This window comes from Streptomyces sp. CB02959 (genome assembly GCF_002803155.1).
Lineage (GTDB): Bacteria > Actinomycetota > Actinomycetes > Streptomycetales > Streptomycetaceae > Streptomyces.
The window spans coordinates 45,065-60,828 of record NZ_NNBP01000038.1; the positions used below are offsets into that span (position 1 = coordinate 45,065).

Genomic DNA, 15,764 nt, shown 5'->3' on the forward strand with positions numbered 1-15,764 from the left:
ATTGCGGTGCTGGGGTGGGGGCGTGCTGGTCAGGCGCCGTTGGGCAGCGGGGCGGCGAGGCTGACAAGGCCGGCGGCGCGCCTGCCAGAACGCGGCCGGGACGGTCTCGTGGAGGGCGGCGACGTCCTCGGCGATGCGGCTCGGGCGGGTGGCGCCGGGGATGACCGCGGCGGCCGCCGGGTGGGCGAGCGAGAACTGGAGGGCGGCGGCCTTGATGGAGACGCCGTGCTTCTCGGCCAGGGCCTTCAGGCGGGAGACCTTCTCCACGATCTCCGGCGGGGCCTGCTGGTACTCGAAGTGCGCGCCGCCGGCCAGGACGCCGGGCCGAGATCGCGGGCGCCCTCCTCCTTCTCGTCGAGGATGACGCGGCCGACCTTGGTGGACAGGACGTAGGCGTCGCGCGGCTTGGTGGCGAGGACTTCGCCGAGGCGGGACTCGGACAGGCCCGCGCCGTAGAAGGGGGCGGTGTCGAAGTAGCGGACGCCCTGGTCCCAGGCAGCCTCGACGGTGGCGGCGGCCTCCTCGTCGGGGATCGCGCGGAACATGTTGCCGAGGGGGGCGGTGCCGAAGCCGAGCCGGCCGGGAAGGATGTGCTTGAGGGACATGACGGTGCCTTGCCTTGTGATCGGTGCCGTGGTGCCGGGGTGTGGGGGCATCCCCGGCGGGCGGGGTAGAGGCATGAGTGGACGGATGCCTCGACGGGTCGGCGGCTGCGCGGGAGGGGCCGCGGCAGTGGATGCGCGGCGGCGCCCGGACGGAGCCGGAGGTGCGGCGCAAATAGATGCAGAAGCGCCTTACATGCAATGACAATAGTTGCAGACGCTTGCTAATGCAAGTGGCTGCCGCGGCGCCGGGCCCGTCCGGCCCGAGTGCCGGACCTGTGAGGCGCGGCGCCTTCCCGCCACCGACCCCACTGCGATCCGGGCAGGCCCGCAAGCCGCAGGCGGCCGCACCATGACAGTCCGCCGTCCGACAGCCACCGAGGACGACCCCGCGGATATGCCGGGCCTCCGACTCAGAGGACGGCCGGGCCCCCGACTCAGGGGACGATCGTGGGAAGGAGGCCGCCGTCGACGCCGAGCGCCCGGCCCGTGGTCGCCGAGGCCTGCTCGGAAGCCACGTACGTGATCATGCTGGCCACCTCGTGGGGGCGGATCAGGCGTCGGAGCAGGGACGCGGCCGCACGGTTCTCGGCCAGGTAGCGCCGCTCCTGCTCGGCGGGGTCCAGGCCGGGGTAGAGCTCGTCGAACATGGCCAGCACGCCGTCGCTCATCGTCGGTCCGGAGAGCACGCAGTTCACCGTGACCCCGGTCCCGGCGACCTCCTGGGCCATGCCCCGGGAGACCGCCAGCTGCGCCGTCTTGGTCATCCCGTACTGGACCATGTCCGGCGGCGTCTGGACGCCCGCCTCACTGCTGACGAAGATCACGCGACCCCAGCCGCGGCCGACCATCCGCGGCGCGTAGTGGCGGGCCAGGCGCACGCCGGAGAGCACGTTGACCTCGTAGAAGCGCAGCCAGTCCGCGTCGGGGATCTCGAAGACGGGCTTGGTCTCGAAGATGCCGGTGTTGTTGACCAGGATGTCGACGTCGGGCAGTTGCCGGATCAGCTCGGTCGTTCCTTCGGCGGTGCCGACGTCGGCGGCGATGCCGTGGCCGCCGATCCGCTTCGCCGTCTCGGCGACGCGGTCGGCGTTGCGGCCGTTGACCACGACGTCGGCACCGGCGGCGGCCAGGGCCTGCGCGGCCGCCGCGCCGATTCCCGCTGTCGACCCGGTGACCAGCGCGGTACGTCCCTTGAGATCGATCTGCATCGCAGGAGCACCTCCCCATGGGTGGGTTGCGGCCCGCCGACGGCAGGCCGCGGCTACGCGGCCCCGCCGTCCGTCCGCACCTCGGGACGGCCGGGCTCGGCCCAGCGGGTGTGGAAGGTGCCCGCTCGGTCGGTGCGGCGGTACGTGTGGGCGCCGAAGAAGTCGCGCTGCCCCTGGATCAGGGCGGCCGGCAGGTGCTCGCTGCGCAGGGTGTCGTAGAAGGCGAGCGCGGTGGAGAACGCCGGCACGGGGATGCCCTGCCGGGCCGCGCTCGCCACGACCGTGCGCCAGGCCGTCTGGGCGTCGGAGACCTCCGCCGCGAACTGCTCCTCGGCGAGCAGGCCGACCAGGCTGGGGTTGGCGGCGTGGGCGGCGCGGATCCGGTCGAGGAACGCGGCGCGGATGATGCAGCCGCCGCGCCAGATCTTCGCCACCGCTCCGAGGTCGATGTCCCAGCCGAACTCGGCCGCGCCATCGCGGATCATGGTCCACCCCTGGTCGTAGGCGATGACCTTCGACGCGTAGAGGGCCTGCTCGACGTCCTGGGTGAAGCGGTCGGCCTCCTGCGGGCTCATCGCGTGCGGGGTGCCGCCGGGCAGCGGCCGGTAGACCTCGCGCAGCTCGGCCCGGGAGGAGGCGACCCGGGCGAAGGTGGCCTGGGCGATGGCGGTGACCGGGGAGCCGAGGTCGAGGGCGGTCTGCACGGTCCAGCGCCCGGTGCCCTTCTGCTCCGCGGCGTCCCGGACGATGTCGACGAAGGGCTTGCCGGTGTCGGCGTCGGTGTGGGCGAGGACCTCGGCGGTGATCTCGATCAGGTAGGAGTCGAGGCGCCCCTGGTTCCAGCGCCTGAAGATCTCGGCGATCTCGGTGGGGGCGTACCCGCCGACCGCGCGCAGGAGGTGGTACGCCTCGGCGATGAGCTGCATGTCGGCGTACTCGATGCCGTTGTGCACCATCTTCACGAAGTGGCCGGCGCCGTCGGTGCCGATATGGGTGCAACAGGGATCGCCGTCCACGTGGGCGCTGATCTTCTCCAGCATGGGGCCGAGGACCGTGTAGGACTCGGCGGAGCCGCCGGGCATGATCGAGGGGCCGTGCAGCGCGCCCTCCTCACCTCCGGAGACGCCACTGCCGACGAAGTGGATGCCGCGCTCGCGCAGCGACTGCTCGCGGCGGCGGGTGTCGGCGAAGTGCGCGTTGCCGCCGTCGATGATCATGTCGCCCGGCTCCAGCAGTGGGGCGAACTCCTCGATGACCGCGTCGGTGGGCCGGCCGGCCTTCACCATCGTCAACAGCCGGCGCGGACGCTCCAGTGCGGCCACGAAGTCCTGCGGCGACTCCGCCGGGACGAACGTGCCCTCGTGGCCGAACTCCTCGACCAGGGCCCGGGTCCGGGCGGAGGTGCGGTTGTGCACCGCGACCGTGTAGCCGTTGCGGGCGAAGTTCCGCGCCAGGTTGCGGCCCATGACCGCCAGCCCTGTCACGCCGATCTGTGCCGATGCCTCCATGGCAGCGCTTCCTCCCTCGGACCCTCCGGAATGCGTGCGGACAGGCACCGCGGCCGTCCGGGCCGGGCGTTCAGGTCCATCGGCGCGCTCCACGCACGCGAACGAGCGCCTTGGGCGCCCGGAATAAAGGATCGCCAGCGGACCGTGGGGCCGCGCGGTGTGTTGGCCCGTTCGGATGAACTCCGCCACCTCGTCCGGCACTTCGTACGCCTCCGGGAAGCAGCCCATGCGCCGGTACGACCCGGCGGGCGAGCCGGTGCTCGTCGGAGTCCGTGGCCATCTCCGCCCAGGCCCGCTCCTCCTCGGACGGCGTGCAGAACACATGCCGGCCCCACCGGACGCGCCGCACGCGCCCGCGCGGGGTCATCGCGGCGGCGTCGCCGGGAGAGGATCGGAACAGCGGAACCTGGGACGGAGCCGAGTCCCTGGCGGCGGCGACAGGGACCAACGCTCAGGACTTCAAGGGCGTCCCAAGGCGGTTTGTCGGCTCGCCTTGGCGGGACCCCTTCGTCGCTTCGTCAGCCCAACGCGCCGACGAGTGCGGGCACATCGGCGAACGCGGCGTCGGCCGGCTGCCCGCAGACCTTGCCCGCGGTCTCCCCGGCGAAGCTGAACACCCCGACCAGTTCCGGGCCGCGTCGCCCCCAGACGACCAGGGGACTGCCGCTGTCCCCGAAGCACATGGTGGTCCGGCCACCGGCCAGATCGCGGGCGCAGAACATCGATGCCTCATCGACCACCGCCGGGGTCTGGGCGGCGCACTGGGCGTGGGTCCGGACGGTCAGGTCGCCGCGGCGCAGCACATCGCCGCGGATCTCCTTGCCTGGCCGGGACGGGTCCGGTGCGGCCGTGGTGCCGTGACTGAAGATCGACACGGGGGTGCCGGGGGCCGGCCGGTGCTGGGCGAGGGGAAGCGGTGCGACGTCGCGCACCGGTGCGGTGAGCCGGATCTCGGCCAGGTCGTAGGCGGCCGACGACAGCTCCGGGGCCCGGGGGTCGGCGGGGGAGGGGAGCAGTTCGTACCGCGGGTGGAGGGTGACGCCGCCGATGTCGCGCACGGTGCCGGGGTCCTGGGAGAGCACCGAGGAACCGATGTGCACCTCCGCCTTCCGGAAGTCCACGCCGTCGAGACAGTGCGCGGCGGTGAGCACCCGGTCCGGGGCGACGAGTGCCCCGCCGCACGAGGCGCGGTTGAGCAGGGGCGCGTCGCCCTTGATCGCCAGTGTCGCCAGCCAGGGAGCCGCACCCCGCTGCGGCAGCTGTGTGCCGCCCGACATGGCCTGTGCCGGGCCGGCCGTGCCCAGGACCGCGGCCACGCCGACCATGGCCGCGCCGACCGCCGCCCCGGCCCGTGCCCGCCGGGCCGTCCGCCGCCGGCGACCCGCCGCGCCCTCCGCACGTACCACTTCGCTGTTCATGTCGCTCCCGTACTCGGCTGTGCCGGATCGATCTCTGCTGAACGTCGATGTCCGAACGTAGTGGCGGGAGTTGGCGGTCGTCGTCAGACCACGGTCGCGTCCGCCGTCATCCTGCGGACGCACCGACCCTGACCTTTCTCAGGGTGGGTCCCGGGCTCGTCCCGCCCGGCCGCTGGGCGCAGGTGCGGATGTCGCCCGGCAGGGCGACCCGGCGATCGTCACCGTCCGCAAAGCGGCCCGCGGCAGGCCGCTTGCGGGCGCCGAGAAGTAAGAGGTAAAAGCATTCGGCATTTGCCTAACAGCTTTAGGCATGCGCATAATCACTTCAGGCAAGCGAAGGGGAAGACATGGCAGCGCGGGTAGGACTGACCACGGAACGCCTGACCCGGGCGGGAGCGGAGCTGGCCGACGAGGTCGGCTTCGAGCAGGTGACCGTCTCCGAGCTGGCCAGGCGGTTCGACGTCAAGGCTGCGAGCCTGTACTCGCACCTGAAGAACTCTCATGACCTCAAGACCCGGATCGCCCTCCTCGCCCTGGAGGAACTCGCCGACCGGGCCGCGGACGCCCTGGCCGGCCGGGCCGGCAAGGACGCCCTGGCCGCCTTCGCGAACGTCTACCGCGACTACGCCCGGGAGCACCCCGGCCGCTACGCCGCGGCCCGGTTCCGGCTCGCCCCGGAGACGGCGGCCGCCAGCGCCGGCGTCCGGCACGCCCAGATGACCCGGGCGATCCTGCGCGGCTACGACCTGCCGGAACCGGAGCAGACCCACGCGGTCCGGATGCTGGGCAGCGTCTTCCACGGCTACGTGAGCCTGGAGCTGGCCGGCGGGTTCAGCCACAGCGCCCCGGACGCGGGGGAGACGTGGACACGCATCGTGGACGCCCTCGACGCCCTGCTGCGGAACTGGCCCACGCCCTGACCACCACAGCGTCGCGCCCATCGGAGCCGACTGCCCCGTGCCGCCGCACCCGAACACACCCGCCGCACTTCGACGAACAGGTTGAGGCGATGAACGCCAAGCATGACTGGATCACCACCCCGCTGACCGCCGACATCCTGCGCGGCGCCCTGGAGTGGGAGCGCACCGAGCATGGACTGCTCCCGCACCGACTGCCCTCCCGGGCCCGCGCCCAGTGCGACGACGGGCAGCTCGCCATGGCCGAATCCCAACCCTCCGGCGTACGGCTGGTCTTCCGCACCCGGGCCACCGCCATCGAACTGGACACGCTCCCCACCAAGCGGGTCTACGTCGGCGCCCCGCCCCGCCCCGACGGCTTCTACGACCTGCTCGTCGACGGCCGCCTGGCCCGCCAGGCAAGCGTGACCGGCGGCAACACCCTGACCATCGACATGGCCAAGGGGACCGCTCAGCACGCGTCCGGCCCGAGCGGAACCCTCCGCTTCGCCGACCTGCCCGACGGCGTCAAGGACATCGAGCTCTGGTTGCCGTACGGCGAGACCACCGAGCTCCTCGCCCTGCGCACCGACGCCCCGATCGAGCCCGTGCCGGACCAGGGGCGCAAAGTGTGGCTGCACCACGGCAGTTCGATCAGCCATGGCACGGACGCGGCCGGCCCCACCACCATCTGGCCCGCACTCGCGGCCTCCCTGGGCGGTGTGGAACTGATCAACCTGGGCTTCGGCGGCGGTGCCCTGCTCGACCCGTTCACCGCCCGCGCCCTGCGGGACACCCCCGCGGACCTGATCAGCGTCAAGATCGGCATCAACGTGGTCAACGCCGACCTGATGCGCCTGCGCGCCTTCACCCCCGCCGTCCACGGCTTCCTCGACACCATCCGCGAGGGCCATCCCACCGCGCCGCTGCTGGTCGTCTCGCCCATCCTGTGCCCCATCCACGAGGACACCCCCGGCCCCAGCGCACCGGACTTCGCCGCCCTCAGCGCCGGACGCCTGCGCTTCCGGGCCGCGGGCGATCCGGCGGAGCGCGCGAGCGGAAAGCTGACCCTCACCGGCATCCGGGACGCACTGGCCCGGATCGTGCAGCAGCGCGCGGCCGACGACCCCCACCTGTACTACCTCGACGGCCGCGACCTCTACGGCCGGTCCGACTCCGCCGAACTGCCGCTGCCCGACGAACTCCATCCGGACGCCGCCACGCACCGCCGCATGGGCGAACGCTTCGCCGAGCTGGCCTTCACCGCCAACGGTCCCTTCGCCCACGGCGCCTGAGGTCGGGCCCGCCGAGGCTACGACCGTGTCTCGGTCGGGTGGTCCGGCTCGGCCCCGGCCTCGGCCGGGAAGAGGATCGGACTGAGCAGGTACGGTGCGCGGTCCGCCGTCGGCCGGTTGGCGAGGCGCGGCCAGAGGACCGTGAGCAACTCGCCGCTCAGCTCGGAGAGTTCGGACGGGCTGAGCCAGAACGTGCCCTGGCGGTAGGAGACCCCGTCCGCGACCGGGTCGGCGCCGTCGCGGTCCAGGTACGCGTTGAACTCCGCGATCAGCACGGCCATGGCGGCGACGAAGCCCCGCCGATGGTCGTCCAGCGACATCGCGGCGGCTGCCTCGGCGTCGACGACGGGGCGGTCCTGCCGCAGCCGGTAGTGCCGCTCGACGGCCCCCCGCACCCGCTGCTCCTCGGCGACCTCCAGGAAGTCCGCCTCGACCAGCAGTCCGACCTGCCGGTACATGGTCACCTTCGGGACCTCGGGCATGCGCGCGCACAGCTGGGTGGTGGTCAGCACCCGGCCGCCGGAGAACGCGTGCACCACGCGCAGGCGCACCGGGTGGAGGAGCAGTTCGGTGATGTCCATGGCTCTACTTTTCCATGAGCGATACCATTATCTAAATTGGAAACGTAAGGCTGCGGAGGGGAACATGCGCCAGGAAACGGGGCGGGCAGTGCGGGTGAACGGCCGGACCGTGCACGTCGAGGAGTCCGGTGAGGGGCCGGACTGGGTGGTCTTCGAAGCCGGCCAGGGACTGGGACGCACCAGCTGGGACGCGGTGCTGCCGCTGCTGGCGGACCGCGCACGGCTGGTCGCCTACGACCGGGCCGGCTTCGGCCGCAGCGGCCGGACGGCGGCGTGCCTGGACATCGACGACCTGGCCGCGGACCTGGTCGCCATGGTCGAGGCGGTCGTCCCCGACCGGTTCGTACTCGTCGCCCACAGCATGGGCGGGCTGGTCGCCCGACGCGCGGCGGAGAGCCTGCAACCACGGCTCCGCGGACTGCTGCTGGTCGATCCGACCCCGGAGAGCGCGCCGGTCTACGACACGTTCGACCAGACCGCGGCGAAGGTGGACCGCGCACTGAGCGTCACGCAGCAGCTGGTCCGCTTCCGCCCGCTGGCCCGGATGGCCAGCGGGAACATCCGCCGGGTCTTCCCCGCGGACACCTACGCGACCATGCTCGCCGAGGACTTCGTCCCCGACGGCATCGCTCAGACACGGAAGGAGATGCGGGCCGTCGCCGCGGCCATCCCGCGACTCCGCGCCGAACCGCCCGCGCTCCCCACCTGCCCCACGGTCCTGCTCTCGGCATCCCGCCCCGCCAAGGGCCGGGCCGCGCAGCACGCCGCCATCGCCGAGCACCAGCGACGTTGGATCGACACGCTGCCGGACGGACGGTTCGAAGAGGTCGACGCCGGCCACCTGCTCCAGGCCGAACGGCCGGACACCGTCGCGGACCGCGTCGGGCACCTCCTCGACCGGGTCCCGGGCCGGTCCGCACCGCCTGCCTGACGGCCCCGCGCCGCCGATCCAGTCGGGCGCCGCCGCGCTGGTCCCACGACCACGGGACCGCGGCGTTCGCGGGTCACCACGGGGCGTCGTCCCAAGTCGCCACGGGTCCACCGCCCGCCCCGCGCACCTGCCTGCCGGAGTGTCAGGAGGCGTCAACGCTCGCCCAGTACCGCCCGGATGACGTGTCGGGCGTTGTCCGCCATCGCCGGGTTCGTCCGCCGGTAGTACGGCAGCGCGATGAGCGCCTGGGAGAGCGTTCGCGCCCGGCCCCGGTCCCAGGTCGCGTCGTCCACACCGAGCGCCGTACGGAAGACCTGCCTGGCCCCGTCCGGCAGCAGGTTCCACGCCGGGAACAGATCGCAGGCCGGATCGCCCACCCCCGCGCACCCGAAGTCGATCACCGACGCCAGCCGGCCGCCGTCCACCAGGAGATTGCCCGGCATCAGATCGGCATGCAGCCACACCGGTGGGCCGTCCCACCCCGGGGCCCGCAGTCCGTCCTCCCAAACGGCCAGCGCGGCCGCACAGTCCACGCCCTCCTGGGGGATCCCGCGCAGGGCCTCGATCGCCGCCCGGGTCGCCGCGTCGAGCGAGGCCAACGCCCCTCCTCGGTGGGCCGCCGGCGCGTCGGGCAGGGTGACGTTCCGCATCGCCGCCACGAACGCGGCCAGGTCCTCGGCCAGTCGCACCGGCTCGTCCAGCGCCCCTGCCTGCGGAACGTCCCCGGCCAGCCATCCGTACACCGACCACGGCGACGGATACCCCTCGGCCGGCTGCCCGGCCCCGAGCACCTCGGGGATCGCCGCGGGCAGCCGGGGCGCGAGGCGGGGCAGCCACTCCTGCTCCAGCACGACGTCCTCGGCCCCGCCCCGGGTCAACGGCAGTCGTACGACCATGCGGTCGCCCAACCGGTACATGGCGTTGACCGTGCCACCGGACGGGATCCGCTCCACCGCCAGCTCCGCCCACTGCGGGAACCGCCCGGCGACCAGCCGCCGTACCAGGCCGTCGTCGATGGGATACATGCCCGGATGCATCTGCGCTGTGCTCATGGCGCATCATCCGATCGCCGCCCGCCGGCCGGTGTCAAACGCCTTTCCGGGGACGGCAGCCCGCAGATCGTGCTTACCTCGCAGGTCATCGACCCCTGGGGGGCCGCGTGCCAGGATCACCGGCACACGAGCCCGATCCACCGGAAGGACACCATGTCCGCCTACGTCATAGGCCATCTCCAAGAGGCCGCCCCGCACCCGGAGATCGCCGAGTACATCGAACGCATCACCGGCACCTTCGAGCCGTACGGCGGCCGCTTCCTGGTGCACGCGACCCAGCACGAGGTGAAGGAGGGCAGTTGGCCCGGGCACGTCGTGATGATCGGCTTCCCCGGGATCGACCAGGCACGGGCCTGGTGGGACTCACCCGCGTACCAGGAGATCGCCCCGCTGCGCTCGCGGCACATCGAGGGCGACATCATCCTGGTCGACGGCGTCTCCGAGGGCTACGACCCGACGGCCACGGCGAGCGCGCTGCGGGATGCCCTTCCTGCCGGGTAGCCGTCGGTCGCGGCGCCGAGCAACAGGCTCAGTGCCGCATGGGGTTGAGGCAGAGCGTGGTGTCCCCGAGGCGGCCGCCGCGCTCCTCGTACTGGTCGTACTGGTCGGGGCAGGTCCCTCGGGAGCCCGGCCGCAGGACGATCTGGTAGTCGGCCTTGGCGTCCTTGCACTCGATGGTGAAGAGCACGGGTTCGCTGTGCGTGCCGCGGTTCTCCAGGCAGTCCCCGATGCGCGCGTCGCGGGCGACCTTCTCCGGAGGTTTGCCGTCGTCGGTCAGGACGGACAGGACCCAGAAGCCCGTACCGAGCGTTGCCACGACGGCGAGGGCGATCACCGGCCGCAGCCACGGCCGCCGCGGCGGCCCGGTCGGCGTGAACATGGGTTCACCGGTCCGCTGCGCCGGCCACTGCGGTTGACCGGCGGGACCGTATGCCGGCTGCTGGCCGTAGGGGAACGCGGCGCCCGGGGGCGGGTTGTGAGGAGCGGGGCCACCGTGGTTGGCGGGCGGTCCGGCCGGCGGACCGTACGGGGCGGGGCCGGGCTGACCGTAGGGCGCGGGGCCGTTGGGTGGCGGTGAGTATGAGGACATGCGGATTCCCCCGGTTGCTGTGCTGCTGGACCGTCGCACACCGGCGACGTGCGGTTCGGCGTTCGGTACAGCAGGCTACGAGGTCCCCGCGCAGGAGTGGGAACAGGGGGTGGATGGCGGGAGTCGGTCAGGGTGCGCCGCCACCTCGTCGGACGGTGTCTGGCGGAGCACGGGCGAAGCACGGGACGGGCGCTCAAGTTCCTTGCCCAGCGGGCGCGTTGCGATGACGTGAGCAGGGCGAGCTCTATCCCAACTATGACGACCGGTCTAGTTATTTTGGATCGGCTGAGGGGTGGGCGCCGGACGCGGGCTCCGACGCAGACTCCGGACGCGCGGTCCGAACGCAGACTCCGAACTCGGGCTCCGTAGCTGGACTTTGCAGGCGGCGGGTCCCCATGACGTCGGCCCGCTCTCCGTCTGTCCGGCGACGTCACGGAGTCAGGACGAGCCGCCCCCGCAGACCGCCTTCGGCCAGTCGCTCGTGCGCCTCCGCGGCGCGATCCAGCGGCAGCGCGTCGGCGACGCGCAAGGACAGCAGCCCGCGTTCGGCCAGGGAGGACAGCCCCGCGAGCGCCGGGCCGTGCGCGGCGACCCACTGCTCCTTGACGGTGATGCCGCGCAACGGCACGGGTGCGACACCGTCCCGGACGGAGACGAAGGACCCCCGGTTGCGCACCGCGGCCAACGCCCGGACCCCGAGCAGCGCTGCGTCGACGGCACCGTCCACGCCGGAGGGGACGACGGCACGGACGCCTTCGGCGAGATCGGTCGAGCGCGGCACGAACCACTCCGCTCCGGCCGCCCGGACGAAGGGCTCGTCCTCGGTCCCGGCCGCGGCCACCACACGCAGTCCACGCAGCGCGGCCAGCTCCACCGCGAAGCCACCGACCGCGCCCGCCGCGCCAGTCACCAGCAATGTGGCCCCCGATTGCAGTCCCAGCAGGTCCAGAGCCTGCAGCGCGGTCAGTCCGTTCAACGGCAGAGTGGCCGCCTCGACGGCGGAGACCCCGGTGGGCGCGGGCGCCACGGCGTCGGCATCGAGGACGACGAACTCGGCGTAGGTGCCCAGCGACACGTCCAGCCTGTCCCGCAGACCTATCACCCGGTCGCCGGGGGCGAACTCCGTGACGCCCCCGCCCACCTCGGCCACGCGGCCGGCGACGTCCCATCCGATGCCGGTGATCTCGCGCGGCGCCATCAGCCCCGCCGTGGCGAGCAGCCCGGAACGCGTGGCGACGTCCACGGGATTGACGGCGGCGGCCTCGACCCGGATCCGGACCTGGCCCACGCCGGTCGGGGGCACCGGCACCTCGACGACCTCCAGGGCCCCCGGCCCGCCGAAGGACCTCACGACGACTGCACGCATGGTCGGACTCCTCACCTTCGCCCACGAGTTCGGGCACTGCGACGACCCTATGGAGAGCTACTCTCTATAGGGAAGTGCGTACTTCACAGTGCGTACCGCACCTGAAGGAGAGCCATGGCACCGAACCCTGACGCCCGCGCCGCCTACGACGCGTACCTCGCCGAGTGCCCGGCCCGGCAGTTGCTCGACCGGATCAGCAACAAGTGGGTCAGCCTGCTCGTCAACGCACTCGCCGACGGCCCGCAGCGCTACAGCGACCTGTCCCGCCAACTGGTCAGCATCAGCCAGAAGATGCTGACCCAGACCCTCAGGACCCTCGAACGCGACGGTCTCGTCGAACGCACCGTCACCCCCGCCGTGCCCGTCCGCGTCGACTACGCGCTCACGCCGCTCGGGAAAGGGCTGCTCCCCGTGATGCAGGCGATCAAGAACTGGGCGGAGGACAACATGGACGAGGTGCTGGCGGCCCGCACCCACTACGACTCCCAGACCGCAACGGCCTGATCGCGCCGCTGCCTGCCGAACCCCGCGAGGAGAACTCCCCAACAAACCGTCATTGGGCAGCTCGATGACGGGCAATCAGCTGGCGGAGGCGGTTATCCGTACCTTGGTGCCCGGCCGCGCCGCGGGCAGCCGCACCTTCGCCTGGCCGGACCCGTCCGCGCCCACCACGACGGCCGGACCGGCCCCGTCGACGGTCACCCGTGCCCCATGGGGGAAGGCCGTGGCCGGTAGGGACAGGAGCGTCCAGGCGCGCCGTGTGGTGCGGTCGGCGGTCAAGGTGAGGGTGTAGGTCCGGGTGGCCGGAGCGTAGGACTCGGCGCCGGGGATCCCTGCCACCGCGGGGGCGTACGGGGCGAAGGCGGGTTCCTTCCCGGGGGCGGGGCGGCCGTCGCGGTCGTAGGCGCAGTAGCCGCCGCCGTTGTCGGCGCGGCAGTCGTACCACATCGCCCAGCCTGCGGAGAAGCCGTCCATGGAGGTGACTTGACGCCGTATCAGGTCGGCGTTCCCGGGTGTGCGGGCCTGCGGTGGGCCCCATTCGCCGACCAGTACCGGGAGCCGATGGGTGGTCGGGTAGCGGCCGATGGCGGCTTCGTACTGCTCGATGAAACGACCCGAGGGGTCCCAGTCGGCGCCCGATTCGACCGCGGTGTCGTAGTAGTGCGGGGCGTAGCCCAACCGCGCCGTGCCGGGGCGCGGGTCGTGGAAGCCGGGCAGGCTGGTGGGGACGCCCTGGCCGACCAGGACGGTGGGTTCGACGAAGAGCCACGCGTCGGGGTCGGCTGAGCGGACGGCGCCGATCAACCGCCGGTACATGGCCGCCAACCGGCCGCGCTCCAGGGCGGCGGAGGCGCGGATCTGGTCGTCGGGGTCGGTCGGATTCCCGGGGACCGGCCCGAAGGGCTCGTTGAACAGGTCGTAGCCCAGCAGCGAGCGGTGTCCGCGCAGTGTGGCCGCGACCTTGGCGTAGGCGGCACGCTGGGCGGCGCGCAGGTCGGGGTCGTCGTAGAGGTGGGTGAAGGCGGCCTGGACGGCGGGCTGGAAGTAGTCCGCGAACCAGTCGTCGGGGTTGGGCTCGAAGGGCAGCCCGTCGGTGCGGGTGGCCCAGGCGGGGATGCCGTTGTGGCCGAATGCCGGGCCGAAGACGTCCTGGTGCCAGTCGATGAGGACCAGTACCCGGTAGCGGTCGGCCCAGCCCAGTACCCGGTCGAGGTAGCGCAGGTAGCCGGTGTCGTAGCGGCCGCGGTGTGGTTCGACCTTCTCCCACTGGATGTTGAGCCGCACGAGGGTGAAACCGTCGCCGGCCAACTGGGCGAGGTGCTCCTCGGTGACCGTGTCGGTCTTGCCGAGGTTGAGCCCGCGGGGGCGGAGGACCCGGCCGTCCCGGTCGGTGAAGAATGTACGGCCGTCGGGTGAGGTGACGGTGCCGGTGGGGACGGCCCAGGAGGCGGTCGCCTGCCCGTCCCGTGCGGCCGAGGGCGCGGACCAGGCGACCGTCCGTGCGTCCGTGGGCGGCCCCGCGGCAGGGCCGGCGGCCGTGACGGCACAGAGTGACGCCAGCCCGAGGGCAAGGGCCATGACGGCGCGGCGCAGACGCATGACGGCCTCCCGTTGGCACAGATTTGACGCACGGTCAGATCAGCGGGGGCGGCGCCCGCCGCCCGGATTCTGCGGCACGCGGGACGCGGAGGGAAGAGGTGTGACGGGGGTACTCCGGTGGGAGAGCCGGAGACTCCCAGGACCCGCGGGAAGGTCCTGGGAGCCCGATGGTGAACCCGCGACGGGCCGCCACCTCGGCCGGACGGACACGCCTTAGGCGCGGAAGACCTGGTCGAGTTGCGCGCCGAACTCGGCGGGGTGTGTGGTCAGTCCGATGTGCCCGCCGGGGAAGTGGCGGAGTTCCTTGCCGAGGCGCTCCGCCAGGAAGGCGGCCGGACGGTAGGACAGTTCGCCGCGTGAGTCCTGACCGCAGGCGAGCACGAGTCGGTCCGACAGCGCCTCCAGTCGGTGGATGTCCGGGGCGTACGCCATGAAGGCGGGGACGATGCGCCCGACGAAGTACGGGATGTTGGCCATCGTCTGCTCGGCCCGCGCCGCCGCTTGCGGCGGCAGCTCGACCTCGGCCTTCGGCTCGGTGGTGTCGCCCTCCTTCTTCAGCCCCTCGGCGAGGACGGCCATCGCCGGCATGAGCCCCTGGGTACGGAACGTCTCCCGCACCCGCGCGAGGAGCGCCCGGTGTTCGGCGGCGTCCGGGAGGACCTCGACCATCGGGGGCTCATGCGCCACGACGCGTTCGACGCGTTCGGGATGGGTGGTGAGCAGGTGCACGGCGGCTATCGCGCCCGAACTGGCCCCGAACACCCGGGCGGGCGCACCGGGCGACAGCAGTTCCAGCATGCGGAACGCGTCATCGGCGTGCTCGGCCACGTGCTGCTCGGCCTCGGGGTCGTCCAACGTGCTGCGGGACATGCCGCGCGGGTCGTAGGTGGCGACGGTGTACGCGGCGGCCAGCTCGTCGGCGATTCCGTCGAAGGCGGCCGCGCCGCCGGACCCTCCGGGGATCAGCAGCAAGAGCGGTCCCCGGCCGCGTACTTCGTAGTGCAGGGTCGCGCCGTCGACGCGCAGGCTGCCGATGGTCGGGTCGGTCATGAGTATTCTCCTTCTCCGGACGGAGGCCAGTGCTCCAGGAGGGTGTGCAGGGCGTCGAGGGTGCGGACCCAGGAGCGCTGCGAAGGGCGCGCGTGCGCGAACCCGCCCGCGGACTCCAGGGCGACGAACCCGTGGAAGGTGCTGCGCAGCAACCGGACCGCGTCGGTCAGGTCGGGCTCGGCCAGTCCGTAGCCGCGGAGCATGCCGTAGCTCAACTCGACCGCGCGCCGCGGTCCGTGCGCCTGCGCGGCCAGCTCGGGGTCGATCTGGATCGGGGTCTGCGTCGCCGCGTAGCGGCCCGGATGTTCGCGGGCGTACTCCCGCCAGGCGTTCGCGAACGCCACCAGTGCGTCCTTGCCCGCCCGCCCGGCGGTCGCCTCCGCGATGCGGATGGTCTTCTCGTCCGCCGCCAGCAGCGCGATCCGCCCGCGCAGATCCTCCAGGTTGCGGACGTGCGTGTAGAGACTCGCGTCCTTCACGCCCAGCCGCCGCGCCACCTGGGACATGGTCACGCGGTCGAGCCCGACCTCGTCCGCCAACTCGGCGCCCGCGATCGTCACCCGCTCCGCCGTCAGTCCGGCCCGCACCATGTGCCCTCCTTACGTTCCTAGGGGTCCTAGTTTTATCCTAGGGGTCCTAGGAATGGCAACCGGGTAGTGCTTGC

The 15,764-nt window shown here is 72.5% G+C and carries 15 protein-coding genes and 1 pseudogene; 5 read left to right on the forward strand and 11 right to left on the reverse strand.

Annotation, left to right across the window (positions count from 1 at the left end):
• Window positions 1-29: 29 nt before the first annotated feature.
• From CG747_RS40695 to CG747_RS40710, 4 genes and pseudogenes are all read right to left on the reverse strand, one after another.
• Window positions 30-605 (reverse strand): annotated as a pseudogene (locus tag CG747_RS40695) (aldo/keto reductase).
• A 434-nt stretch (window positions 606-1,039) separates the two neighbouring features.
• On the reverse strand, window positions 1,040-1,813 hold the full coding sequence (locus tag CG747_RS40700) for an SDR family NAD(P)-dependent oxidoreductase (protein WP_100606924.1): 774 nt from the start codon (window positions 1,811-1,813) through the stop codon (window positions 1,040-1,042).
• A gap of 53 nt (window positions 1,814-1,866) precedes the next feature.
• Window positions 1,867-3,321 carry an NADP-dependent phosphogluconate dehydrogenase gene (gene gndA, locus CG747_RS40705; protein WP_100606925.1) on the reverse strand — a complete coding sequence of 485 codons (1,455 nt, stop codon included), beginning with the start codon at window positions 3,319-3,321 and terminating at the stop codon, window positions 1,867-1,869.
• 518 nt (window positions 3,322-3,839) lie between these two features.
• On the reverse strand, window positions 3,840-4,739 hold the full coding sequence (locus CG747_RS40710) for a trypsin-like serine protease (RefSeq protein WP_257981059.1): 900 nt from the start codon (window positions 4,737-4,739) through the stop codon (window positions 3,840-3,842).
• Between the two features lie 347 nt (window positions 4,740-5,086).
• Between CG747_RS40710 and CG747_RS40715 the strand changes: the two genes are divergently transcribed.
• Together CG747_RS40715 and CG747_RS40720 are read left to right on the forward strand one after the other, a co-directional pair.
• On the forward strand, window positions 5,087-5,659 hold the full coding sequence (locus tag CG747_RS40715; protein WP_100606926.1) for a TetR/AcrR family transcriptional regulator: 573 nt from the start codon (window positions 5,087-5,089) through the stop codon (window positions 5,657-5,659).
• A gap of 89 nt (window positions 5,660-5,748) precedes the next feature.
• Window positions 5,749-6,930, forward strand: coding sequence for a GDSL-type esterase/lipase family protein (locus CG747_RS40720; protein ID WP_100606927.1), 1,182 nt, complete (start codon window positions 5,749-5,751; stop codon window positions 6,928-6,930).
• Window positions 6,931-6,947: 17 nt separating this feature from the next.
• Here CG747_RS40720 and CG747_RS40725 read toward each other — a convergent pair whose 3' ends face one another.
• Window positions 6,948-7,511 carry a helix-turn-helix domain-containing protein gene (locus CG747_RS40725; protein WP_100606928.1) on the reverse strand — a complete coding sequence of 188 codons (564 nt, stop codon included), beginning with the start codon at window positions 7,509-7,511 and terminating at the stop codon, window positions 6,948-6,950.
• Window positions 7,512-7,575: 64 nt separating this feature from the next.
• Here CG747_RS40725 and CG747_RS40730 point away from each other — a divergent pair, with 64 nt between their 5' ends.
• A complete protein-coding gene (locus CG747_RS40730) occupies window positions 7,576-8,442 on the forward strand; it encodes an alpha/beta fold hydrolase (protein WP_180985933.1) in 867 nt (288 codons plus the stop codon).
• Window positions 8,443-8,594: 152 nt separating this feature from the next.
• On the opposite strand, the gene CG747_RS40735 is transcribed toward CG747_RS40730, so the two are convergent.
• Window positions 8,595-9,494 (reverse strand): aminoglycoside phosphotransferase family protein, encoded by a 900-nt coding sequence (locus CG747_RS40735; RefSeq protein ID WP_219621615.1) that lies wholly within the window; start codon window positions 9,492-9,494, stop codon window positions 8,595-8,597.
• A 153-nt stretch (window positions 9,495-9,647) separates the two neighbouring features.
• Between CG747_RS40735 and CG747_RS40740 the strand changes: the two genes are divergently transcribed.
• Window positions 9,648-9,995 (forward strand): DUF1330 domain-containing protein, encoded by a 348-nt coding sequence (locus CG747_RS40740; RefSeq protein ID WP_100606930.1) that lies wholly within the window; start codon window positions 9,648-9,650, stop codon window positions 9,993-9,995.
• A 28-nt stretch (window positions 9,996-10,023) separates the two neighbouring features.
• Here the strand turns inward: CG747_RS40740 and CG747_RS40745 are convergent, their stop codons facing one another.
• A complete protein-coding gene (locus CG747_RS40745; protein ID WP_100606931.1) occupies window positions 10,024-10,374 on the reverse strand; it encodes a hypothetical protein in 351 nt (116 codons plus the stop codon).
• A 640-nt stretch (window positions 10,375-11,014) separates the two neighbouring features.
• Entirely contained in the window at window positions 11,015-11,950 is a 936-nt protein-coding gene (locus tag CG747_RS40750) for an NADP-dependent oxidoreductase (protein WP_100606932.1), read from the reverse strand.
• A 114-nt stretch (window positions 11,951-12,064) separates the two neighbouring features.
• Here CG747_RS40750 and CG747_RS40755 point away from each other — a divergent pair, with 114 nt between their 5' ends.
• Complete coding sequence (locus tag CG747_RS40755; protein ID WP_100606933.1) at window positions 12,065-12,454, forward strand: helix-turn-helix domain-containing protein; 390 nt, start codon at window positions 12,065-12,067, stop codon at window positions 12,452-12,454.
• A gap of 75 nt (window positions 12,455-12,529) precedes the next feature.
• Here the strand turns inward: CG747_RS40755 and CG747_RS40760 are convergent, their stop codons facing one another.
• The 3 genes from CG747_RS40760 to CG747_RS40770 form a co-directional block, all read right to left on the reverse strand.
• A complete protein-coding gene (locus tag CG747_RS40760) occupies window positions 12,530-14,050 on the reverse strand; it encodes a cellulase family glycosylhydrolase (protein ID WP_100606934.1) in 1,521 nt (506 codons plus the stop codon).
• Window positions 14,051-14,263: 213 nt separating this feature from the next.
• Complete coding sequence (locus CG747_RS40765) at window positions 14,264-15,100, reverse strand: alpha/beta fold hydrolase (RefSeq protein WP_100606935.1); 837 nt, start codon at window positions 15,098-15,100, stop codon at window positions 14,264-14,266.
• Window positions 15,097-15,690: a TetR/AcrR family transcriptional regulator gene (locus CG747_RS40770; RefSeq protein ID WP_100606936.1), complete on the reverse strand. Its 594-nt coding sequence runs from the start codon at window positions 15,688-15,690 to the stop codon at window positions 15,097-15,099. Before CG747_RS40770 ends, CG747_RS40765 begins: the two co-directional genes overlap by 4 nt.
• Window positions 15,691-15,764 lie beyond the last annotated feature (74 nt).

Excerpts from the sequence above, each read along its gene's own strand:
- CG747_RS40700 (WP_100606924.1), bottom strand. The coding sequence starts at position 1,813 with ATGCAGATCGATCTCAAGGGACGTACCGCGCTGGTCACCGGGTCGACA.
- gndA (WP_100606925.1), bottom strand. The coding sequence starts at position 3,321 with ATGGAGGCATCGGCACAGATCGGCGTGACAGGGCTGGCGGTCATGGGC.
- CG747_RS40710 (WP_257981059.1), bottom strand. The coding sequence starts at position 4,739 with ATGAACAGCGAAGTGGTACGTGCGGAGGGCGCGGCGGGTCGCCGGCGG.
- CG747_RS40715 (WP_100606926.1), top strand. The coding sequence starts at position 5,087 with ATGGCAGCGCGGGTAGGACTGACCACGGAACGCCTGACCCGGGCGGGA.
- CG747_RS40720 (WP_100606927.1), top strand. The coding sequence starts at position 5,749 with ATGAACGCCAAGCATGACTGGATCACCACCCCGCTGACCGCCGACATC.
- CG747_RS40725 (WP_100606928.1), bottom strand. The coding sequence starts at position 7,511 with ATGGACATCACCGAACTGCTCCTCCACCCGGTGCGCCTGCGCGTGGTG.
- CG747_RS40730 (WP_180985933.1), top strand. The coding sequence starts at position 7,576 with ATGCGCCAGGAAACGGGGCGGGCAGTGCGGGTGAACGGCCGGACCGTG.
- CG747_RS40735 (WP_219621615.1), bottom strand. The coding sequence starts at position 9,494 with ATGAGCACAGCGCAGATGCATCCGGGCATGTATCCCATCGACGACGGC.
- CG747_RS40740 (WP_100606930.1), top strand. The coding sequence starts at position 9,648 with ATGTCCGCCTACGTCATAGGCCATCTCCAAGAGGCCGCCCCGCACCCG.
- CG747_RS40745 (WP_100606931.1), bottom strand. The coding sequence starts at position 10,374 with ATGTTCACGCCGACCGGGCCGCCGCGGCGGCCGTGGCTGCGGCCGGTG.
- CG747_RS40750 (WP_100606932.1), bottom strand. The coding sequence starts at position 11,950 with ATGCGTGCAGTCGTCGTGAGGTCCTTCGGCGGGCCGGGGGCCCTGGAG.
- CG747_RS40755 (WP_100606933.1), top strand. The coding sequence starts at position 12,065 with ATGGCACCGAACCCTGACGCCCGCGCCGCCTACGACGCGTACCTCGCC.
- CG747_RS40760 (WP_100606934.1), bottom strand. The coding sequence starts at position 14,050 with ATGCGTCTGCGCCGCGCCGTCATGGCCCTTGCCCTCGGGCTGGCGTCA.
- CG747_RS40765 (WP_100606935.1), bottom strand. The coding sequence starts at position 15,100 with ATGACCGACCCGACCATCGGCAGCCTGCGCGTCGACGGCGCGACCCTG.
- CG747_RS40770 (WP_100606936.1), bottom strand. The coding sequence starts at position 15,690 with ATGGTGCGGGCCGGACTGACGGCGGAGCGGGTGACGATCGCGGGCGCC.